Annotated in this window: 21 protein-coding genes; 11 read left to right on the top strand and 10 right to left on the bottom strand. The window is 69.1% G+C overall.

The features are described from left to right. Position 1: 1 nt before the first annotated feature. The 3 genes from ACWH49_RS08280 to ACWH49_RS08290 form a co-directional block, all read right to left on the bottom strand. Complete coding sequence (locus ACWH49_RS08280) at positions 2 to 1,840, bottom strand: TRAP transporter large permease (protein WP_448171022.1); 1,839 nt, start codon at positions 1,838 to 1,840, stop codon at positions 2 to 4. Positions 1,841 to 1,846: 6 nt separating this feature from the next. Continuing rightward, positions 1,847 to 2,875 carry a TRAP transporter substrate-binding protein gene (locus ACWH49_RS08285; RefSeq protein WP_448171023.1) on the bottom strand — a complete coding sequence of 343 codons (1,029 nt, stop codon included), beginning with the start codon at positions 2,873 to 2,875 and terminating at the stop codon, positions 1,847 to 1,849. Between the two features lie 110 nt (positions 2,876 to 2,985). Then, entirely contained in the window at positions 2,986 to 3,894 is a 909-nt protein-coding gene (locus ACWH49_RS08290; RefSeq protein WP_448171024.1) for a helix-turn-helix transcriptional regulator, read from the bottom strand. A gap of 89 nt (positions 3,895 to 3,983) precedes the next feature. Between ACWH49_RS08290 and ACWH49_RS08295 the strand changes: the two genes are divergently transcribed. The 11 genes from ACWH49_RS08295 to ACWH49_RS08345 all read left to right on the top strand — a co-directional run bounded on the left by ACWH49_RS08295 (position 3,984) and on the right by ACWH49_RS08345 (position 14,537). Beyond that, complete coding sequence (locus tag ACWH49_RS08295) at positions 3,984 to 5,576, top strand: benzoate-CoA ligase family protein (RefSeq protein ID WP_448171025.1); 1,593 nt, start codon at positions 3,984 to 3,986, stop codon at positions 5,574 to 5,576. Then, positions 5,573 to 6,367, top strand: a complete 795-nt coding sequence (locus ACWH49_RS08300; RefSeq protein WP_448171026.1) for an alpha/beta fold hydrolase — start codon at positions 5,573 to 5,575, stop codon at positions 6,365 to 6,367. Before ACWH49_RS08295 ends, ACWH49_RS08300 begins: the two co-directional genes overlap by 4 nt. 14 nt (positions 6,368 to 6,381) lie before the next feature. Beyond that, complete coding sequence (locus tag ACWH49_RS08305) at positions 6,382 to 7,548, top strand: ABC transporter substrate-binding protein (RefSeq protein WP_448171027.1); 1,167 nt, start codon at positions 6,382 to 6,384, stop codon at positions 7,546 to 7,548. A gap of 57 nt (positions 7,549 to 7,605) precedes the next feature. Beyond that, positions 7,606 to 8,478 (top strand): branched-chain amino acid ABC transporter permease, encoded by an 873-nt coding sequence (locus tag ACWH49_RS08310; RefSeq protein ID WP_448171028.1) that lies wholly within the window; start codon positions 7,606 to 7,608, stop codon positions 8,476 to 8,478. Continuing rightward, positions 8,479 to 9,426, top strand: coding sequence for a branched-chain amino acid ABC transporter permease (locus ACWH49_RS08315; protein ID WP_448171029.1), 948 nt, complete (start codon positions 8,479 to 8,481; stop codon positions 9,424 to 9,426). Continuing rightward, positions 9,419 to 10,195, top strand: coding sequence for an ABC transporter ATP-binding protein (locus tag ACWH49_RS08320; RefSeq protein ID WP_448171030.1), 777 nt, complete (start codon positions 9,419 to 9,421; stop codon positions 10,193 to 10,195). Before ACWH49_RS08315 ends, ACWH49_RS08320 begins: the two co-directional genes overlap by 8 nt. 18 nt (positions 10,196 to 10,213) lie before the next feature. Next, a complete protein-coding gene (locus tag ACWH49_RS08325) occupies positions 10,214 to 10,915 on the top strand; it encodes an ABC transporter ATP-binding protein (protein ID WP_448171031.1) in 702 nt (233 codons plus the stop codon). A gap of 75 nt (positions 10,916 to 10,990) precedes the next feature. Further along, the gene (locus ACWH49_RS08330; protein ID WP_056466126.1) at positions 10,991 to 11,293 is read left to right on the top strand and encodes an antibiotic biosynthesis monooxygenase family protein; all 303 of its coding nucleotides are present in this window, start codon (positions 10,991 to 10,993) and stop codon (positions 11,291 to 11,293) included. Between the two features lie 8 nt (positions 11,294 to 11,301). Next, positions 11,302 to 12,657 carry a M16 family metallopeptidase gene (locus ACWH49_RS08335; RefSeq protein ID WP_448171032.1) on the top strand — a complete coding sequence of 452 codons (1,356 nt, stop codon included), beginning with the start codon at positions 11,302 to 11,304 and terminating at the stop codon, positions 12,655 to 12,657. Further along, positions 12,654 to 14,114, top strand: a complete 1,461-nt coding sequence (locus tag ACWH49_RS08340; RefSeq protein ID WP_448171033.1) for a M16 family metallopeptidase — start codon at positions 12,654 to 12,656, stop codon at positions 14,112 to 14,114. The genes ACWH49_RS08335 and ACWH49_RS08340 overlap by 4 nt, the downstream gene beginning before the upstream one ends. 165 nt (positions 14,115 to 14,279) lie before the next feature. After that, entirely contained in the window at positions 14,280 to 14,537 is a 258-nt protein-coding gene (locus ACWH49_RS08345; protein ID WP_056466134.1) for a hypothetical protein, read from the top strand. Between the two features lie 10 nt (positions 14,538 to 14,547). Here the strand turns inward: ACWH49_RS08345 and ybaL are convergent, their stop codons facing one another. From ybaL to ACWH49_RS08380, 7 genes are all read right to left on the bottom strand, one after another. Continuing rightward, positions 14,548 to 16,287, bottom strand: coding sequence for a YbaL family putative K(+) efflux transporter (gene ybaL / locus ACWH49_RS08350; RefSeq protein ID WP_448171034.1), 1,740 nt, complete (start codon positions 16,285 to 16,287; stop codon positions 14,548 to 14,550). A 100-nt stretch (positions 16,288 to 16,387) separates the two neighbouring features. Continuing rightward, positions 16,388 to 16,633: a hypothetical protein gene (locus ACWH49_RS08355; RefSeq protein ID WP_448171035.1), complete on the bottom strand. Its 246-nt coding sequence runs from the start codon at positions 16,631 to 16,633 to the stop codon at positions 16,388 to 16,390. A gap of 181 nt (positions 16,634 to 16,814) precedes the next feature. Continuing rightward, a complete protein-coding gene (locus tag ACWH49_RS08360) occupies positions 16,815 to 17,780 on the bottom strand; it encodes an AraC family transcriptional regulator (protein WP_448171036.1) in 966 nt (321 codons plus the stop codon). A 27-nt stretch (positions 17,781 to 17,807) separates the two neighbouring features. Beyond that, positions 17,808 to 19,205 carry a D-arabinitol 4-dehydrogenase gene (gene dalD / locus ACWH49_RS08365; RefSeq protein ID WP_448171037.1) on the bottom strand — a complete coding sequence of 466 codons (1,398 nt, stop codon included), beginning with the start codon at positions 19,203 to 19,205 and terminating at the stop codon, positions 17,808 to 17,810. Between the two features lie 2 nt (positions 19,206 to 19,207). Further along, positions 19,208 to 20,269: an ABC transporter ATP-binding protein gene (locus ACWH49_RS08370; RefSeq protein WP_448171038.1), complete on the bottom strand. Its 1,062-nt coding sequence runs from the start codon at positions 20,267 to 20,269 to the stop codon at positions 19,208 to 19,210. A 10-nt stretch (positions 20,270 to 20,279) separates the two neighbouring features. Further along, complete coding sequence (locus ACWH49_RS08375) at positions 20,280 to 21,095, bottom strand: carbohydrate ABC transporter permease (protein WP_448171039.1); 816 nt, start codon at positions 21,093 to 21,095, stop codon at positions 20,280 to 20,282. 4 nt (positions 21,096 to 21,099) lie between these two features. After that, positions 21,100 to 21,957, bottom strand: coding sequence for a carbohydrate ABC transporter permease (locus ACWH49_RS08380; RefSeq protein WP_448171040.1), 858 nt, complete (start codon positions 21,955 to 21,957; stop codon positions 21,100 to 21,102). Between the last annotated feature and the right edge of the window lie 31 nt (positions 21,958 to 21,988).

Raw genomic sequence — 21,988 nt, forward strand, 5'->3', positions numbered from 1 at the left:
CTCACAGAAACCCGATCGACAACCACGGCCACGCCGCGATCCCGATCAGTGCGACGAACAGCGCGCCGAGGTACGGCCACACATGTGCGACCGCCCGATCCGGGTCGACCCGGCCGATCGCACACGCCGCGTAGAAGCCGACGCCGAACGGCGGCGCGAACAGGCCCAGGCCCATCGCGAAGATCACCACCATCGCGTAGTGCACCTCATGAATGCCGACGGCGCGCGCGATCGGGAACAGCAGCGGGCCGAACAGCACGATCGCCGGGATGCCCTCGAGCACGCTGCCGAGGATCACGAACGCGACGACCGAGATCGCCATGAAGCCGGCCGCGCCGCCCGGCACGCCCTGCATGAACGCGGCCAGGTCGCGCGAGAAGCCGGACTGGGTGAGCGCCCAGGCCATCGCCGTCGCGCAGCCGATGATGAACAGGATCGCGCCGGACAGCGAGGCGGTCTCGATCAGCATCGGGTACAGCCGCTGCCAGTGGAAGCGGCGGTAGACGAACAGGCCGACCAGCACGGTGTAGGCGATGCCGACGGTCGAGACCTCCGTCGCGGTCGCGACGCCTTCGACGACCACGGTGCGGATCACGAACGGCAGCGCCAGCGCCGGCAGCGCGACGATTAACGTCTTCAGGATGGTGCGGCGATCGGCGCGCACAACGCCCGACAGGTCTTCATGGCGGTTGTGGAACCAGACCACCACGCACAACGCCAGCGCACCGACCAGCGCCGGCAGCAGCCCGCCGGTGAACAGCGCGGCGATCGACACGCCGGTGACCGAGCCGATCGTGATCAGCACCAGGCTCGGCGGGATCGTCTCGGACATCGCGCCCGACGACGACAGCAGCGCGATCAGCCGCCCGTCCTGCGCGCCGCGGCGTTTCATCTCGGGGAACAACGCGGGGGCGACGGCGGCCATGTCCGCCGCCTTGGAGCCGGAGATGCCGGAGACCAGATACATCGCGCCGATCAGCACGTAGGCCAGGCCGCCGCGCACGTGGCCGAGCAGCGACGCGAGGAAGTCGACCATCGCCTTGGCGACGCCGGTCATCTCGATCAGCAACCCGAGGAACACGAACAGCGGCACCGACAGCAGCACCAGGCTCGACATGCCCTCGTCCATGCGACTGACGACGATGGTCAGCGGCGTCGACGTGGTCAGCGCCAGGTAGGACAGCGTCGACATCCCGAACGCGAACGCGATCGGCACACCCGCGGCGACGCAGAGCGCCACCACGCCGACGAAGAAGATCAGCAGGTTCGCGTTGCCCAGGTGCATGAACATCGGCCGGGCGAACCACGCGGCCGCGCTGACCGCGGCGAACAGCGCGACGGCGATCGCGATCTGCCGGCCGCTGCTGTGGCGCGCGATCTGCAGCGCCGCGATCGGCAGCATCAGCAGCGCAACGACCAGGATCGCGCCGACGCGCAGGCCGTCGCGGATCTCGAGCGCCGGGGTGCGGATGTCCCACTGCATCTCGAAATGCTCGTACGCCGGCCACAGCAGCTGCAGCACGAACGCGATCACCACCAGCCGCGCCGCCAGCTCGACCCAGCCGCGGCGCGGCGGTGCGAGCCGGTTCACCAGCGTCGACAGCCGCATGTGCTCGCCGCGGCGCAGCGCGATCACGGCGCCCAGCATCGCGAGCCACAGGAACAGGATCGATGCGAGCTCGTCGGACCAGGTCAGCGGCGCGTTGAACACGTAGCGCGAGATCACGCCGGCCAGCAGCACGCCGATCTCGAGCGTCACGAGGATGGCGGCCGGGACTTCGCTCGCCCAGCCGATGCCCCTGTCGAGCCCCCGTCGAGCGCGGGACGCGGTCGACGACACGACGCCCTACTCCAGCTTGCCCGAGTACTTCTCGAGGATGGCCCAGGCGTCGGCGCCGTACTTGGCCTTCCAGTCCTTGTAGAAGCCGGCCTTCTTCAGCGTGCCGCGGAACGCGGTGGTGTCGACCGCGTTGAAGGTCAGGCCCTTGACCTTGAGCTCGACCTCGACAGTGTTGTTCAGGCGGCGCACGTCGTTGCGCTCGGCGAGCGCCGCGGCGTTGATGTGCTTGGTGACGATCGCCTTCAGGTCGGCCGGCAGCTTCTCCCACATCTTGCCGTTGGCGAGGAACCAGAAGCCGTCCCACATGTGGTTGGTGAACGAGCAGAACTTCTGCACTTCGTACAGCTTGGCGGTCTGGATGATCGCGAGCGGGTTCTCCTGGCCTTCGACGATCTTGGTCTGCAGGGCCGAATACACCTCGCTGAAGTTGATGCTGGCCGGCGAGGCGTCGAGCGCCTTGAACATCGAGGTCCACAGCGGGCTGACCGGCACGCGGATCTTGAAGCCCTTCAGGTCCTCGGGCTTGGTGATCGGCTTGCTCGAGCTGGTGATCTGGCGGAAGCCGTTGTCCCAGATCTTGTCGAACGCGACCAGGCCGGCCTTGCCGATCGCGCCGCGCACGTGGGCGCCGAGATCGCCGTCCATCGCGGCCCAGACCTGCTCGTAGTCCTTGAACGCGAAGCCGATGCCGTTGATCGACGCGACCGGCACCAGCGTCGACAGGATCAGGCCCGACAGCGTGAAGAAGTCGATCGCGCCCGAACGCACCTGCGAGAGCATGTCGGTGTCCGAGCCCAGCTGGTTGTTCGGGAACACCTGGATGTCGACACGCCCGCCGGACTCCTTCAGGATCGCCTCGGCGGCTTCCTTCATGCGCACGTTCAGCGGATGGATCGCCGGCAGGTTGCTCGCGAACTTCATCTTGAACTCCGCGCCTTGCGCGAACGCGGCGCTGCCGACCATCGAGGAGGCGAGCGTGCCCGCGGTGAGGGCCGAGGCCTGGGTCAGGAACTGGCGGCGAGCCGAGCGTGTCATGCGTATCTCCTGTTGTTGTCTTGTGGTTCAGCCTGGCGACTGCGGGCGGGATTGTAGGCGGCGCGTTTTGCGGGCCAGCACCCCCGCAATGCAATATATTGCGCCGCAGGCTAGCCGGCGAGCGCGGTCGTCAGTTGCTCGCGCAGCGCGGCGACCGCCTCGGCGGGGCTCATGTCGCTGCTGTCGAAGACCGTGTCGGCCTTCGAGTAGAACGCGGCGCGGCTCTCGAGGATGCGGCGCAGGTCGTTCATCGCCTCGGCATTGCCGACATTGCCGGCCATCGGGCGCGTGTCGCCCTGCGCGAGGACGCGGCTCATGTGTTCCTCGGGCGTGGCACGCACCCACACGGTGTAGCAGTTGGCAAGCAGCAGGTTGAAGGTGCCGGGGTCGGAGACGATGCCGCCCGGCGTCGCGATCACGGCGCGCGGATGGCGGGCGATGGCCTCCTCCATTGCCCGGCGCTCGTAGCGTCGGTAGGCGATCGGGCCATACAGCGAGTGGATCTCCGGGAGCGTGCAGCCGGCCAACGCCTCGATGCCGCGGTTCAGCTCGATGAACGGCACGCCCCAGCCCTCGGCCAGCGCGCGGCCCAGCGTGCTCTTCCCGGCACCGCGCAGGCCGATCAGCGCGATCCGCTCGCGCCGCGCCGACGGGCTCGGCGACTCGTCGAACAGCGCGGCGAGCGCGGCCCGGGCGCGCACCAGGTCGGCCTCGCTGCGGCCGCGCAGCAGCGCGCGGATCATCAGCCACTCGGGCGAACTGGCGGTCTCGTCGCCGACCAGTTCGGCCAGCGAACAGTTCAGCGCCTGCGCCATCTGCCGCAGAAACTGAACGGAGGCGTTGCCCACGCCCATCTCGACGTTCGCGAGATGCCGCTCCGAGACGTCGGCCGCCTTCGCGAGCCCCTTGCGCGTGAGCCCGCGGCGAGCCCGCAATGCACGGGTGCGTTCACCGAGCGCGGCGAGGAACGGATCGCGGTCGTCGGCGTCCGCGCGGTCGTGGGATTCGGAAAGGTCCAAGGCGGCGGTCTTCGGGTTTGCGTGGAGGTCAGGCGGAATGATCGGCGCTATAGTGCAATTGACATGCAACATATTACATCGAGTCCGACGTGACGCTGCACTCAGACAGCCCCGAGGCTACCTCGTCGGTCGCGCCGCCGCCAGACCGTTTCAACGCTGCCGCGCACTTGCTGGCGCTGAACGTGGCGCGCAGCGACAAGATCGCCTACATCGACGACCAGCAGCGCGTGAGCTATGGCGCGCTGGCCGACCGGGTGCGCCGCTGCGCGGCCGGCTTGCGCGCCCTCGGGCTGAAGCGCGAAGAGCGCGTGCTGATGGTGATGCACGACAGCGTCGACTTTCCGACCGCGTTCCTGGGCGCGCTGTACGCCGGCATCGTCCCCGTGCCGGTCAACACGCTGCTGACCGCCGACGATTACGGCTTCATGCTCGAGCACTGCGGCGCGCAGGCGCTGCTGGTGTCGCGCGCGCTGTGGCCGACGCTGCAGGCGGCGCTGGCGGGCTCGTCGATCCCGGTGATCGTCTCCGGCGCTGGAGACGCGCCCGCGGGCACGCACGCCTTCGCGCAGCTGCTGGAGGCGCCGCCGCTGGCCGCGGCGGCCGACACGCGCGGCGACGACATCGGCTTCTGGCTCTACTCCTCGGGCTCGACCGGGAGGCCGAAGGGCACGGTGCACACCCACGCCAACCTGTACTGGACCGCGGCGCTGTACGGCACGCCGGTGCTCGGCCTGCGCGAGTCCGACGTCGGCTTCTCGGCGGCCAAGCTGTTCTTCGCGTACGGGCTGGGCAACGCGCTGACCTTCCCGATGAGCGTGGGCGCAACGACGGTTCTGATGGCCGAGCGGCCCACGCCGGCGGCCGTCTTCAAGCGCTGGGTCGACCACGGCGTCACGGTGTTCTTCGGCGCGCCCACGGGCTACGCGGGCATGCTGGCCGCGCCAGACCTGCCGGCAAAGGCACAGGTGCGCTTGCGCCTGTGCTCGTCGGCCGGCGAGGCGCTGCCGCGCGAGATCGGCGAGCGCTTCACCGCGCACTTCGGCTGCGAGATCGTCGACGGACTCGGCTCGACCGAGATGCTGCACATCTTCCTGTCGAATCGCCCGGGCCAGGTGCAGTACGGCAGCACCGGTCAGGTGGTGCCGGGCTACAAGCTGAAGCTGGTCGACGAGGGCGGCCAGGAGGCCCAGCCGGGCGAGATCGGCGACCTGTACGTGGCCGGCCCGAGTTCGGCGCTGATGTACTGGGCGCAGCGTGACAAGTCGCGCGCGACCTTCCAGGGCGAGTGGACCAAGACGGGCGACAAGTACTCGATCGACGCCCGCGGCTGCTACGTGTATGCCGGCCGCAGCGACGACATGCTGAAGGTGAGCGGCGTCTACGTGTCGCCGTTCGAGGTCGAGGCGACGCTGATGCAGCACCCGGCGGTCCTCGAGTGCGCGGTGATCGGCTTCGAGGATTCCGACGGGCTGACCAAGACCAAGGCCTGCGTCGTGCGCAAGCCGGGCGCTACCGAGGTCGACGAGGCGACGCTGAAGGCCTTCGTCAAGGACCGGCTGGCCGCGTACAAGTACCCGCGCGTGATCGAGTTCATCGACGAACTGCCCAAGACCGCCACCGGCAAGATCCAGCGCTTCCGCCTGCGGGACGTGGCGAACGCCAGCGCGCGCGCACCGAAGTGAGCGCCGAGGCCATCCGCTTCGCGCAGCTCGACTGGCGCGGCCAGCCGCTTCGGCTCGAGTACCAGTGGGTTGGTGACGCGGCGGCGGCGCAGCCGCCGGTCGTCTTCCTGCACGAGGGCCTGGGGTCGGTGGCGATGTGGAAGGATTTCCCCGAGCGCATGTGCACCGAGCACAGCCTGCGCGGGCTGGTGTTCTCGCGCTACGGCTACGGCGGGTCGACGCCCCGGCCGGCCGACGAGCGCTGGACGCCCGCGTTCATGCACGCCCAGGCGCACGAGGTCCTGCCCCTGCTGTTCGCACAGTTGCAGATCACCTGCCCCTGGCTGTTCGGCCACAGCGACGGCGGCTCGATCGCGCTGCTGCACGCCGCGAAGTTCGACGTTGCCGGCATCGTCGTCGTGGCCCCGCACATCCTGGTCGAGGACGCGTCGATCGCGAGCATCGAGCAGGCGCGCACCGCCTACGAGACCACCGACCTGCGCGCGCGCCTGGCGCGCTACCACGCCGATCCCGACTCCGCGTTCCGAGGCTGGAACGACATCTGGCTGGCTCCGGCGTTCCGCGACTGGGACATCCGCGCCGAGCTCGACACCATCACCTGCCCCGTGCTGGCGGTGCAAGGCGAGGACGACGAGTACGGCACACTCGCGCAGATCCGCGGCATCCAAGCCCGACTGCCGAAAACCCGCTTGCTCGTGATCCCGAAATGCGGACACTCGCCGCACCGGGATCAACCGGCGCTGCTGGCCTCGCAAGCCGCGCGATTCATCCACGAACATCCAACCCCCTGAGCTCGGAGAACCCCATGCACGTCACCGCCAAAGCCCTCCTCGCGTCCGCCGCCCTGGGCCTGGTCTCCCTCGCCGCGCACGCCCAGGCGACCGGTCCCATCAAGGTCGGCTTCATGCTGCCGTACACCGGCACCTACGCCAGCCTGGGCAACATGATCGAGAGCGGCTTCAAGCTCTACGTGCAGGAGCAGGGCGGCAAGCTCGGCGGGCGCGAGATCCAGTATTTCAAGGTCGACGATGAATCCGAGCCGTCCAAGGGCACCGACAACGTCAACAAGCTGATCAAGCGCGACAACGTCGACGTGCTCGTCGGCACCGTGCACTCGGGCGTGGCGCTGGCGATGGCCAAGGCCGCCAAGGACAACAACACGCTGCTGATCATCCCGAACGCCGGCGCCGACGCGATCACCGGCCCGATGTGCGCGGCCAACATCGTGCGCAGCTCGTTCTCGAACTGGCAGCCGGCCTACGCGATGGGCAAGGTCGCGGCCGACAAGGGCGCCAAGCGCGCGATGACGATCACCTGGAACTACGCGGCCGGCGCCGAGTCGGTGAAGGGCTTCACCGAGGCCTTCGAGAAGGGCGGCGGCAAGGTCGTCAAGGACATGAACCTGCCCTTCCCCGGCGTCGAGTTCCAGGCCCTGCTGACCGAGATCGCGGCGCAGAAGCCGGACGTGGTCTACGCCTTCTTCGCTGGCGGCGGCGCGGTCAAGTTCGTCAAGGACTACGCCGCCGCGGGCCTGAACAAGACCATCCCGCTGTACGGCCCGGGTTTCCTGACCGACGGCACGCTCGAGGCGCAAGGCGCCGCCGCGCAGGGCATGCTGACCACGCTGCACTACGCCGACAACCTCGACACGCCGCGCAACAACGCGTTCCGCAAGGCCTTCGCGCTGACCTACAAGGCCAATGCCGACGTCTACGCGGTGCAGGGCTACGACGCCGCGCAGATCCTCGCGGCCGGCCTGAACGCCGTGAAAGGCGACCTCGGCAAGCGCGACGCGCTGACCGCCGCGATGCACAAGGTCACCGTCGACAGCCCGCGCGGCAAGTTCACGATCTCGCCGGCCGGCAACCCGGTCCAGGACATCTACCTGCGCGAGGTCAAGGGCAACAACAACGAATACCGGTCGATCGCGGTCAAGGCGCTGGCCGACCCGGCACGCGGTTGTAAGCTCTAAGCGCAGTTCTCACCTCATCCACGGGCGGCCGCGGGCCGCCCTTTTCATGGCTACCCCGTGGACCTCGCCACCTTCCTCGTCCAGTGCCTGAACGCCGTGCAATACGGCCTGCTGCTGTTCCTCGTCGCCAGCGGCCTGACGCTGATCTTCGGGATCATGGGCGTGATCAACCTCGCGCACGGCAGCTTCTACATGATCGGCGCGTATGTCGCGTTCGTGCTGGCGCCCTACTTCGGCGACTGGTTCATCACCAAGCTGCTGGTCGGCGTGGTGCTCGCGGCCGTGTTCGGCTACCTGCTCGAGTGGGCGTTCTTCAGCTTCCTGTACCAGCGCGACCACCTGCAGCAGGTGCTGATGACCTACGCGCTGATCCTGGTGTTCGAGGAAGCGCGCAGCCTGCTCGTCGGCAACGACGTGCATGGCGTGCAGGCGCCGGCGTGGCTGGCGGGCGGCTTCCAGCTCGGGGGGCTGATGTCGTACCCGTGGTATCGCGTGTTCGCGTCGGTCGCCTGCATCGTCGTCGCGCTCGGCCTGTACGCGGTCGTCAACCGCACGCGCCTGGGCATGATGATCCGCGCCGGCGCGAGCAACCGCGAGATGGCGCGCGGCCTGGGGCTCGACATCAAGCTGCTGTACCGCATCGTGTTCGCCGGCGGCGTCGCGCTCGCGGCGTTGGCCGGGATGATCGCCGCGCCGCTGTCGTCGGTCTACCCGGGCATGGGCGGCAGCGTGCTGATCATCTGCTTCGTCGTCGTCGTGATCGGCGGCATCGGCTCGATCACCGGGGCGCTGATCGCCTCCTTGCTGGTCGGATTCGTCGACACGTTCGGCAAGGTGTTCTTCGCCGAGTACAGCGGCGTGGGCGTGTACCTGCTGATGGCGGTGATCCTGGTGTGGCGGCCGGAAGGCCTGATGAAGCGGGCCTACTAGATGAAGGCGGCCTCGTTCGTTCCCATCGTCGCCGGCATCGCGCTGTTGGCGCTGCAGCCGATTCTCTCGCCGTACCTGCAAGACCTGGTCGTCAAGATCGCGATCTACGCGGTGTTCGCGCTGAGCCTGGAACTGCTGGTCGGCGTCACCGGGCTGGTGAGCCTGGGGCACGCGGCGTTCCTGGGCATCGGCGCGTACGTGACGGTGCTGGCGTCGGGCGATGCGGGCGGGTCGGTCGCGACGGTGCTGCCGCTCGCGATCGGCGCGGCGGCCGCCTACGCCCTCTTCGTCGGCGCGCTGAGCCTGCGGACCAGGGGCGTGTACTTCATCATGGTCACGCTGGCGTTCGCGCAGATGGCGTATTTCGTGTTCCACGACACCAAGCTCGCCGGGGGCAGCGACGGGATGTTCCTGTACGTCAAGCCGGTGCTCGGCGCGCTGAACCTGGACGACAAGCGGACGATGTACTACGCGGTGATGGGCGCGCTGATCGGCACTTACGCGCTGCTCGCGCTGCTGTTGCGCTCGCGTTTCGGCCATGCGCTGGCGGGCATCCGCGTCAACGAGCAGCGCATGCGCGCGACCGGCTACGCGACCTACTGGTACAAGCTGGCCGCGTTCGTGATTGCCGGCGCGCTGGCCGGGCTCGCCGGCTTCCTGCTCGCCGTGAAGGACGGCACCGTGAACCCCGAACTGCTCAGCTGGCACGAATCGGGTGCGGTGCTGCTGATGCTGATCCTCGGCGGCATCGGCCACCTGCGCGGCGCGGTGATCGGCGCGATCGCGTTCACGTTGCTGAAGGAACTGTTCCAGCTCGAGTCGCTGCTCGGCCCGATCGCGAGCCACTGGCAGATGACGCTGGGCCTGACGATCATCGCGTTCGTCGCGCTGCTGCCGAAGGGCCTGATCGGCCTGCGCCAGCGCCTGACCGGAGCGGCCCATGGCTGAGGCGCTGCTCCGCGAGGGCCATCCGCGCGCACTGCTGCGCGCGGTGGACTTGACGCGCCGCTTCGGCGGTCTCACCGCGGTCAGCCGGGTCTCGCTCGACCTGCACGCCGGCGAGGTGCATGCGGTGATCGGCACCAACGGCGCCGGCAAGTCGACGCTGATCAACATGCTCTCGGGCGAGCTGCCGGCCAGCAGCGGCACGATCGAACTCGATGGCCGGGACATCGGCGGCTGGGCGCAGCCCAGGCGCGCGCTGGCCGGCGTCGGCCGCAGCTACCAGCGCACCACGATTTTCCCGAGCTTCACGGTGCTGGAGAACTGCCGCCTCAGCGCGCAGGCCGCGCAACCGAAGCCGTGGGCGGTGTGGGAGTCGGCGCAACGCTGCGCCTACAGCACGCAGGCCGCGCGTGCCGCGCTCGAGGCGGCCGGCCTCACCGAACATGCGCAGCGCCCGGCCGGCCTGCTCAGCCACGGCGGCCAGCGTCAGCTGGAGATCGCGATGTGCCTGGCCACGCGGCCGCGCGTGCTGCTGCTCGACGAGCCGCTCGCCGGCATGGGCGCCGAGGAAACCGAGCGCATGCTCGCGCTGCTCGGCGAGCTCAAGCGCGACCACGCGATCCTGCTGGTCGAGCACGACATGGACGCGGTGTTCCGGATCGCCGACCGCATCACCGTGATGGTCAACGGCACGGTCATCGCGAGCGATGCGCCGGCCGCGATCCGAACGCATCCCGAGGTGATTGCCGCCTACCTCGGCGATGCGCACTGACGTAGCGACGACGACGCGATGCTGCAGCTCACCGACCTCCACACCTATTACGGCGACAGCCACACGCTGCGCGGCGTGAGCCTGGACCTGCCCGCCGGCACCGCGCTCGGCCTGCTCGGCCGCAATGGCATGGGCAAGACCACGCTGATCCGCGCGCTGATGGGCTACGTCCGTGTCGCGAAAGGACAAGTGCGCTGGCACGGCCGCGACATGACCAACGCGGCGCCCGAGCGCATGGCGCGGCTGGGCATCGGCTACGTGCCCGAAGGGCGCGGCATCTTCCCGAACCTGTCGGTGCGCGAGAACCTGGTGATGACGGCCCGCGCCGGCGTCGACGGCAAGAAGGACTGGACCTACGAGCGCGTGCTCGCCACCTTCCCGCGCCTGACCGAACGGCTCGGCCACGGCGGCCAGCAGCTCTCGGGCGGCGAGCAGCAGATGCTCTCGATCGGCCGCGCGCTGATGACGAACCCGACGCTGCTGATCCTCGACGAAGCGACCGAAGGCCTCGCACCGCTGATCGTCGCCGAGATCTGGCGCGTGATCGGCGCGATCCGCGCCACCGGCATCAGCACGCTGATCGTCGACCGCAACTACCGCGCGGTGCTGGCCCACACCGACCGCGCGGTGGTGCTGGAGAAGGGCGTGATCGTCGCGTCCGGCGCGTCGGCCGATCTGTCGGCGGACACCGAAGCCTTGTCCCGCTTCCTCGGCGTCTGACCGACCGCGCGTGCGGCAGCGATGGCCGCGCGCTTGTAGACTGGCACGCTACCCACCGCCACCGAAAGCCCGCGCATGATTCTCGAAATCGCCGACATCCGCATCCCGCCCGGCAAACAGGACGAGTTCGACGCCGCCATCCAGCAGGCGATCGAGACCGTCGCGTCGAAGGCCACCGGGTTTCGCGGTTTCAAGGTCAACAAGGGCGTCGAATCGCCCGAGCGCTACATCCTGATGATCTACTGGGACACGCTCGAGAACCACACCGTCGACTTCCGCCAGGGCCCGCTGTTCCCGCAGTGGCGCGCGATCATCGGGCCGTATTTCGCGGCGCCACCGGTGGTCGAGCACTTCACGCTGGTCGCCAAGTCGGCGTGACGCGCGCGATGGGTTCGGGACCGCTGTTGCGCCGCGCCGCGGCACTGCTGACGCTGACGATCGCGGCCACCGCGTGGTCGGCCGGGCCCGCGCTGACGATCGCGCCGATCCGCTTCACCGAACGCGTGCTGCCGAACGGCCTGCAGGTGATCGCGGTGCCGAGCAGCGCGAGTCCGACGGTCAGCGTGCAGGTCTGGTACCACGTCGGCTCGAAGGACGACCCGAGCGGCCGCTCCGGCTTCGCGCACCTCTTCGAACACCTGATGTTCAAGACCACCGCGCACCTGAAGAGCGAGCAGTTCGACCGCATGACCGAGGACGTGGGCGGCGCGAACAACGCGTTCACCAGCAATGACGTGACCGGCTACACCGACCTGGTGCCGTCCAACCACCTCGAGGTGCTGCTGTGGGCCGAGGCCGAGCGCATGTCGAACCTGAACGTGGTGCAGGAGAACTTCGTCTCCGAGCGCGCCGTGGTCGAGGAGGAGTACCGCGAGCGCGTGCTTGCCTCGCCCTACGGCCGGTTCGCGAACGCGATCCCGAAGGCGGCCTACCAGGTGCACCCGTACAAGCGCCCCGGCATCGGCAGCATCGAGGACCTGGAGGCCGCGACGCTGGCGGACGTGGTCGCGTTCCACGCCACGTACTACCGGCCGGACAACGCGACGCTGGTCGTCGCCGGCGACTTCGACCCGACGCAGCTCGACGCCTGGGTCGACAAGTACTTCGCCCGCGTGCCGCGTCCCGCAACCGCGCTGCCGCGCGTGACCGCGACCGAGCCGGCGTGGACGGCCGACCGGCGCACCACCGTCACCGGCCCGCAGGTGCCGCTGCCGGCCGTCGCGCTGGTGTGGCTCGGCCCGCCGACGACCAGCGCCGATGCGCCCGCGCTGCAGGTGGCGGCGGCGCTGCTCGGCAGCGGCGAGTCGTCGCGACTGAATCAATCGCTGGTGTACCGGCAGCGCGTCGCGGGCCAGGCCGGCTTCAACGCCGACCTGCGCGTCGGGCCCGGGCTGCTGACCGCGACCGCAATCGCCGCGAGCGGCCGCTCGCCGGCGGTCGTGGAGAAGGCCCTCCTTGCCGAGGTGCTCAAGCTGGCCCGGCAGCCGGTCGCCGCGGCCGAACTCGCGAAGGTCAAGACGCAGATCGTCACCGGCGCGCTGCTGACGCGCCAGACGCCGGAAGGGCTGGCGTCCGCCGTCGCCGAAGCGGCCGTGCTGCAGGGCGGCGCCGCCACCGTCAACACCGACCTGACGGCCTTGCAGCAGGTCACGGCCGCGGACGTCCAGCGGGTCATGCAGCGCTACGTCGCGTCGACCCACAAGCTCGTGCTGCACTACGTCCAGGAGAGCGCGCCGAAATGACCGCGACCGATTTCATCAGGCGTGCGCTGCTGCTGGCGCTGACCGCGGGTGGCGTCGCCGCCGCGCACGGGCAGGGCTTCGACCAGGCGCCGCAGCCGGGCGCGCCGCGGCCGCTCGCGATCGCCGCGCCGGTCGAACAGCGGCTGCCGAACGGATTGCGCGTGGTACTGGCCGAGCGTCGCGGTGTTCAGTTGGTCACGGCCGAGCTGGTGGTGCTGGCAGGCAGCGAGGTCGATCCGCCGGGCCGCGCCGGGCTCGCGTCGATGACCGCGGGCCTGCTGACCAAGGGCACGCGGCGGCACAGCGCAACCCAGCTCGCGCAGGCCGCCGAGTCGCTCGGCGGCGCGCTCGACGGCGGGGCCGGCTGGCACCAGTCCGGCGTCGGGATCACCGTCACGGTGCCGAAGCTCGACGCGGCGCTCGCGCTGGTCAGCGAGGTCGTGCAGCAGCCGGCGTTCGCGCCGGCCGAACTCGACCGCCTGCGTGCCCAGTCGCTCGACGAGTTGAAGGTCGCCTACAGCCAGCCCGGCCGCCTGGCGGCACTGGCGGCGCAGCGGCTGCTCTACGGCGCCGGCCCGTACGGCCACCCCGCCGGTGGCACGCCGGCCTCGCTGACGGCCATCACCCGCGCCGACCTGGTGGCGCTGCACGCGGCGCGCTACCGTCCGGACAACGCCGTGCTGGTACTCGCCGGCGATCTCGATGCGACCACTGCGCTGCAACTGGCACGGCGCCACTTCGGCCGCTGGCAACCGCCGCACGGCGCCGCTGCGGCGGCGGACCTGCCGCCGAACGCCGCGCTGCCGCAAGCCGCGGCGGTGATCGACATGCCGCAGGCGGGCCAGGCGGCCGTCGTCGTCGCCACGCCGCTGCCGCCGCTGGGCCCCGACCGCGCGACCGCGGCGGTGATGAACTCGGTGTTGGGGGGCGGCTACTCGTCGCGACTGAACCAGGAGATCCGGATCAAGCGCGGCCTGAGCTATTCGGCCGGCAGCGGGCTCGACGCCCGGCCGGACGGCGGCTCGCTGCGGGCGGTGATCCAGACCAAGAACGAATCGGCGGCCGAGGTCGTCACGCTGGTGCAGGCCGAGCTGGATCGGCTCGCAACCGCGCCGGTCGGCGCCGACGAACTGGCGGCCCGCAAGGCCACGGTGATCGGCGACTTCAGCCGCAGTGTCGAAACCACCGCCGGGCTGGCCGCCGCGGTCAAGGGATTGATCGTCGCCGGACGCTCGCCGGCCGAGCTGCGCACCCGGATCGATGCACTGTCGGCCGTCAGCGCGGAGGATGTGCAGCGCTACGCCGTGGCGCACCTCGGCCAGACTGGACGGCGGGTCGTTGTCGCGGGGGCGGCGGCGCGCTTCGCGCCGGCGATGCGGGAGGCACAGCCCAGTCTGGTCGTGGTGCCGGGCGGCAGGCTGGATCTCGATCAGGGCGTCGGGCTGGGCGCCCCCTGAAGCTGCGCCCCGGCGCAGTGGGACCTGTCACCAGCGGAAACACAATCCCCAAGGCCCATTCCTCGGGGTTTGCACGCGCGTCACCGAATGCTGGGACAATCGACAGGTTGCCCGTGTTTGGCGTCAAGCTCCACGGTCGTCCGCACTTCTTCTTCAGGACCGCCCATGGCCACCCGTCGTCCCGCTCCCTCCGCCACCTCCGACTCCACGCAGAAGCTGCGCCAGACGCAGGCCGAGTACGTCGCCGCGCGCCCGGCCGGCGAGCCCGGCGTCAAGCCGATGATGTCGAGCTCGAAGATGTACGTCTGCCGCCGCTGCCAGGCGAACTTCAAGACCGGCGACGGCAAGCCCGACGCGCGCCTGCCCGGCCTGGGCAAGTGCAACAAGTGCCTCGCCGCCGCGACGGCTGCGCTCGCTGCCTGAGCGACACCCGCTAGTGCGCCGTCGCGGGAGCGACGGCGCCTGAAACGCCGCCTGCGGCCGGGCGCATCCGCGACAGCACGTGCCCGGCCATGCCGTGCGCCAGTTCGCGCTCGCCGATGAACACCTTGCCGATGCGCTCGGACTCGAGCAGCGCGGCCTCCTCCTCGTTGTGGCTGCGCACCACGACCTCGATGCCCGGGTTCAACGTGCGCGCGGTCGCGACCATCTTGCGCACGCCCAGCGTGTCCGGCGTCGCGATCACCAGCATCGCCGCCTGCGCGATGTGCGCCTGGATCAATACCGCCGGTTCGGTCGCGTCGCCACTCACCGCGGCCGTCCCCTGCGCCCGCAGCTTCTCGACGAATTCGCGGTTCTGCTCGGCCACGACGAACGCCACGCCCTGCGCCTGCAGCGACCGCGCGATGCGCCGCCCGACGCGCCCGTAGCCCACCAGCACCACCTGCCCGGTCAGCAGCGTCTGGTCGGTGCTCATCGGCAATTCGGCCAACGGGTCGTCGGGCAGTTCCAGGCGGCGCGCCAGCGCCGAGCGCTGCCGCAGCCACGCCTGCACCGGGCCGATCGCGCCGAACAGCAACGAGTTGAGCCCGATCGAGATCAGGGCGCCGGCCAGGATCAGACTCTGTCCTTCCACCGGAAGCAGCTTCAACGCGACGCCGAGCCCGGCCAGGATGAACGAGAACTCGCCGATCTGCGCAAGGCTCGCGCCGACGGTCAACGCGCTGTTCAGCGGGTAGCGGAACGCGATCACCAGCGCGACCGCCGCCAGCGTCTTGCCAACCATGATGATCGCGACCACGGCCAGCACGCGCAGCGGCTCGTCGAGCAGCACGCGAGGGTCGAACAGCATGCCGACCGAGACGAAGAACAGCACCGAGAACGCGTCGCGCAGCGGCAGCGATTCCTCGGCGGCGCGGTGACTGAACTCCGATTCGCGCATCATCATCCCGGCGAAGAACGCACCGAGCGCGAACGAGACGTCGAACAGCTTGGCCGAGCCGTATGCGACGCTGACCGCGCCGGCGATCACGCACAGCGTGAACAGCTCGCGCGACCCGGTGCGCTCGACCAGCCACAGCAGCCGCGGGAACACGCGCCGGCCGACCACCAGCATCAGCGCGATGAATGCGGCGACCTTCGCGAGCGTGATCCCAAGCGTCGCCCAGATGCCCTGGCCCGGCGCGGCAGGGTCGCCGCCTGCGCCGCCGAGCAGCGGCGCGAGCGCCGGCAGCAGCACCAGCACCAGCACCATCACCAGGTCCTCGACGATCAGCCAGCCGACCGCGATCTGACCGTTCATCGATTCGAGCACGCCGCGCGATTCGAGCGCGCGCAGCAGCACCACGGTGCTTGCCACCGACAGCGCCAGCCCGAACACCAGCGCGGCACCGACGCTCCAGCCCCACCACGCCGCGGTGCCCATGCCGAGGACGGTCGCGACCGCGATCTGGAGCAGGGCACCGGGGATCGCGATGCGCTTGACCGCGAGCAGATCCTTCAACGAGAAGTGCAGGCCGACGCCAAGCATCAGCAGCATCACGCCGATTTCGGCGAGCTGGCCGGCGAGGTCGACATCGGCCACGAACCCGGGCGTCGCCGGGCCGATCAGGATGCCGGCGAGCAGGTAGCCGACCAGCGGCGGCACCTTGACGCGCGCCGCGATGTAGCCGAACACCAGCGCCAGACCGAATCCCGCGGCAATCGTGGAGATCAGGCTGACGTTGTGGGGCATCGTTGGGGAGACTTTCTGCGCAGGAGGGATCGAGCACAGAGTCTACGTGCAGCCCTCGCGGGCCGGCCGGGCAAGGCCCGGCGTCATGCAGGGCCTTGGCTCAGCAGGCGAGCAGCGCCTGCTTGCGGATGATGTCCTGGGCCTTGGTCATCGCGTAGGCCAGCGCGGCGTCCGGGGACGGCCAGCGGTGGCCGCAAGCCAGGCTCTCGTCGCGCACGAGCTCGCGGGCGACGCCACCCTGCTCGGACATCACGACCAGCGCCGCGATGTACCCGTCGCCCTGCGGTCCTTCCAGTGCACCGGTGTAGACGCGGTACTCACCGATCTTGCGTTCATCGAAATGCATGTTGATCGCTCCGGCAGCCTCACGTGGCCCCCGATTCACGAATGATCAACGGATTCGGCGCGCCGGAAAACCCACCAGAAGGGGGTAAGAACTCACACTTCGGAGTCATACCGTCGTCACGCGGCGACGCTCTCGCTCCGAATTCCCACCTTTGGGGGAGGACGACGCGCGCCGGCGCGCCTTACCCCGGCGCGGTCTTGGCGCCGGCCTGGCGGTGCGCGTCGGTGGTCGGGCGCAGGCCGAAGCGGGCCTCGCCCTGGCGCCGGAATTCCTTCGGCGTCATGCCCTTGATCTCGAGGAAGCGGCGGTTGAAGTTGGCGACGTTGTTGAACCCGCAGTCGTAGCAGACGTTGCTGATGTAGCGGTCGGTCTCCATCAGCAGCTGGCAGGCACGAGCGATTCGCAAACGGTTGACGAAATCGGTGAAGGTGTTGCCGGTCGCGCGGCGGAAGTAGCGCGAGAACTGGCTCTCGCTCATGCCCACGCGCTGCGACAGCTGGCCCATCGAGAACGACTCGGTGGCGTTGGCGGTGATGTAGTCGACGATCGTGCTGATCTGGGCCAGCGAATTGTCGTCGTCGAAGCTCTGCAGCGGCATGCTGGACAGCAGCCGGTAGTCGGTGCACTCGGCGAGTTCGCCGAGGAAGCTCAGGAACGCACTGAAACGCTTGACGCCGTGCAGGCGCTTGATCGTCTGCAGGTTCTCGCTCGCGCGCTCGGACATGCCGAAAAACTCGATGCCCAGGCGCGCGCGCTCCAGCAGCGGCAGCACCTCGCGCAGGTCACCGATCGACTCGGACGCCCGCTTCAGCGGCTCACCGGCGAACTGCAGCACCATGTCGCGCTGCGCGACGCCCTCGGGGCCGACATCGGTCGAGATCCAGTTGTGCGGCAGCCGCGGACCGGTGAGCACGAGGTGGCCCGGCTCGAAGTGGCCGATGTAGTCGCCGACGAAGGCCTTGCCGCGGGTCTGCACGATCAGGTGCAGCTCGTACTCCTCGTGGTAGTGCCAACGCACCAGCGGGTTCGGGAAGCCGTGCTCCAGGCAGCGCACGTAACCGTAGCTGCCCGCCGGCTCGTAGCCGAGCGTCGGGTCACGAACGAAATCGTGCTCGAGTTCGGGGGTGCGGGCGCGCTTGAGGCTCATGGGTCGTATTGTCGTGCGGCGCCCGGCTCAGCGTTTCGCATTCGCGGCGACGAAGACCAGCACCTCGGCGTGCGCCGTTCGCAGCGCGGCGAGCAGGCGGGCATCGCCGGCCAGCGGCCCCCACAGGATGGGATCACGGGCGAACGCGTCGAGCGGGTCGGCGCTCGCGAAGATCGCGTGCGCGCTGGCCGGGTCCATGCCCTGGTCCTGGTACTCGAACGGCAGCTCGCCGCGGTGCCAGCGGCCGAGGAACTCGAAGAACAGCGCGGGCAGCTTCGCGACCGCCGCGATCGACGCGCCGCGCGCCAGGCATTCGCGGAAAGTCGGCCCGAGGAAGCCGGGGATCTTCGCGAAGCCATCGGCCGCGACGCGCTGGTTGGTGTCCTGGATGTGCGGGTTGCTGAAGCGCTCGAGCACGACATCGCGGTAGGCGGCGATGTCGAGCGGGTACGGGCTCGTTTCGGCCTCGAGCGACGGCATCACGTCGTCGGTGACGTAGTCGAACGCCATCTGGCGGATCGCCGGGTGGTCGACGCCCTCGTGGATGTACTGCAGCCCGATCAGCGTGCCGGCCCACGCGACGCAGCTGTGCGTCGCGTTCAGCACGCGGATCTTCGCCTCCTCGTACGGCAGCACCGAGTCGACCATCTCGGCGCCGACCTTCTCCCAGGCCGGGCGGCCGGCGATGAAGTGGTCCTCGATCACCCACTGGATGAACTTCTCGCCCATCACCGGCGCGCCATCGTCGAAGCCGGTTGCGGCCTGCACGCGCGCCGCGACGTCGGGCAGCGGACGCGGCGTGATGCGGTCGACCATGTCGTTCGGCGTGCTGGTGCTGGCGTTGACCCAGGCGAGCAGCGAGGTGTCGCCGCGGCGGGTCAGGAAGTCCGCGAAGCCGAGCTTGAAGCGCTCGCCGTTGCTGCGCAGGTTGTCGCAGTTCAGCAGCGTGACCGGCCCGCTGCCGAGCCGCTTGCGCTCGTTGAGGATCGCGGCGAGCGCACCGTAGATCGTGCTGCGCGTCGTGCCGGCGATGTCGGACGCGAGGTCGGTGTAGCTCGTCTCGAGCTTGTTGTGCGCGTCGAGGTAGTAGCCGGCCTCGGTCACGGTGAACGAGATGATGCGGGTGTTCGCATCCGCGCCGACCTCGATCAGCCCGGCCAGCGACGGCTCGTACGGGATGATGTGGCGGATCGACTGGATGCGCTCGTAGTGGCGCTCGCCGCCGGGCGTGACGGTCTCGAGCGTGTACGCCCCGCCCTGTTTTTGCAGCGCCGCGATCGTCTCGAGCATGTCGCCGCGCAGGTTGCCGCCGGCGAGCACCCAGTCGGTTTCGCCCTGTTCGATCAGGCGGTTCAGGTAGACGGCCTGGTGGGCGCGATGGAACGAGCCCAGGCCGAGGTGCAGGATCACGAACGGCTTGCTCATGGTCACGCTGCCTTCTGCATCTCGCGGATCGCCCGGCCCTGCTTGTCGAAGAACAGCAGCGCGTTCGGATCGATCTCGACGCCGACGGCGTCGCCGAGCTTCAGCGTCGTGCGCTCGCTCTGGCGCGACACCAGCGGCACGTTGGCGCCGACGCGGGTGTGGATCAACGTGTCCGAGCCGAGCGATTCGACCAGCTCGACCTTGCCGGCCATGACCTGACCCTGACCCACCTGCCCGGCCGGCACGATGCGCACGTACTCGGGCCGCACGCCGACCGACCCGTCGGACGGCAGCCGTGCACCGGCGATGCGCGTGAGTTCGGGCAGCGTCGCGGCCGGCAGCACGTTCATCTGCGGCGTGCCGATGAATTGCGCGACGAACTGGTTGGCCGGGCGGTCGTACAGCTCCAGCGGCGAGCCGACCTGTTCGATCAGGCCGTCGCGCAGCACGACGACGCGGTCGGCCAGCGTCATCGCCTCGACCTGGTCATGGGTGACGTAGATCGTCGTCGCGCCCAGGTCGCGATGCAGGTTCGCGATCTCGACGCGGGTCTGCCCGCGCAGCGCTGCGTCGAGGTTCGACAGCGGCTCGTCGAACAGGAACACCTTCGGCGCGCGCACGATCGCGCGGCCGATCGCGACGCGCTGGCGCTGGCCGCCCGAGAGCTCCTTCGGCGTGCGCTGCAGGTACTGCGTCAGGTTCAGGATCTTCGCGGCGCGCTCGACCTTCTCCTTGCGCACGTTCACGTCGACCTTGGCCAGCTTGAGCGCGAACGACATGTTGTCGAACACGGTCATGTGCGGGTACAGCGCGTACGACTGGAACACCATCGCCAGGTCGCGTTTCGACGAGGGCACGTCGGTGATGTCGCGCCCGTCGAGGTGCAGCGAACCGGCGGTCGTCGATTCCAGCCCGGCGATCAGCCGCAGCAGCGTCGACTTGCCGCAGCCCGAAGGCCCGACGAAGACGATGAACTCGCCCTTGTTGATCTGCAGGTCGATGCCCTTGATCGTGCGCACCGGCCCGAATTCCTTGACGATGCCCTTGAGTTCGAGGAAAGCCATGTCTTGCTCCTTACTTCACTGCGCCGAAGGTCAGACCCTGGACGAGTTGCTTCTGTGAGAACCAGCCAAACACGATGATCGGCGCGATGGCGAGCAACGAGGCCGCCGACAACTTGGCCCAGAACAGGCCTTCGGGGCTGCTGTACTGCGCGATCAGCGCGGCCAGCGTGCCGGCGCCGGCGGAAGTCAGCGTGAGCGACCAGAACGCCTCGTTCCACGCCAGCACCAGGCACAGCAGGCCGGTGGAGGCGATGCCGCCCATGGTCAGCGGCAGGATCGCGTGGCGGAATTCGTCCCACACCGTGGCGCCGTCGAGGCGCACGGCCTCGAGGATGTCGTTCGGCACTTCCTTGAACGCGCTGTAGAGCATCCACACCATGATCGGCAGGTTCGACAGCGTGAACACGATGATCAGCGCCGGCAGCGAGTCCAGCATGCCGGTCGTCTGCGCCAGCACGTAGATCGGCATCAGCGCGCCGACGGCCGGCATCATCTTGGTGGACAGCATCCACATCAGGATGTCGCGCGTCTTCGTCGTGCGGAAGAAGGCCATCGAGTAGGCCGCGGGTGCCGCGATCAGCAGGCCGAGCACGGTCGAGACCACGCTGGTGATCAGCGAGTTCTTCGCGTAGTGCAGGTAGTCGCTGCGGGCCTGCACCTCGACGAAGCTGGAGAGCGTCGGCGTGAAGAACAGGTCACCGGCGATCGCCTGGCCTTCGGTCTTGAACGCGGTGATGCCGAGCCAGAACAGCGGGAAGAACAGCAGCAACGCGAGGAACCATGCGAAGAACGTCCGCACGTAGGGGAAGGGGGCTTTCTTTGCCATGGCATCAGTCCAGGTTCTTGCCGACCATGCGGATCAGGAACACCGCCGCGATGTTGGCGAGTACGACCGCAAACAGCGCGCCGGCCGAGGCCACGCCCACGTCGTAGTTCATCAGCGCCTGCTTGTAGATCAGGAACGCGAGGTTGGTGCTCTCGTTGCCAGGGCCGCCGCTGGTGGTGGTGAAGATCTCGGCGAACACGCTCATCAGGAAGATCATCTCGATCATCACGACCACCGCGATCGAGCGGCCCAGGTGTGGCAGCGTGAGGTACCAGAACTGGTGCAGCTTGTTGGCGCCGTCCATGCGCGCCGCTTCCATCTGCTCGCGGTCGAGCGACTGCAGCGCCGTGATGAAGATCAGGCACGCGAACGGCAGCCACTGCCAGCTCAGGATGATGATCACCGAGGCCAGCGGGTAGTCGGTCATCCAGTCGATCGGCGTCGCGCCGAAGAACAGCCAGACCTTGCCGAGCACCCCGTAGATGGGGTTCATCATCATGTGCTTCCACAGCAGCGCATTGACCGTGGGCATCACGAAGAACGGCGAGATCAGCAGCACCCGCACGATGCCCTGCCCCGGGAACGGGTCGTTGATCAGCAGCGCCAGGCCGACGCCGAGCACGACGGTGATGACGATCACCCAGCCGAGCAGCTCGATCGTCTGGAGCACCGAAGGCCAGAAGTCCGGGTCGGTGATGAAGTACCTGAAGTTCTCCAGGCCGACGAAGCCGTGCTCGCCGGGCTGGTTCAGGTTGTAGTGGATGAGCGCGAAGTAGATCGTCATCACCAGCGGCACGAGCGACCACGCGAGCAGCGTGACGACCGCCGGCGACATCAGCGCGCGGGGCAGGAATCGGGACATGGCAGGACCTTCGGGAAATTCCAAGGGGTGC

Source organism: Rhizobacter fulvus, from assembly GCF_964020785.1.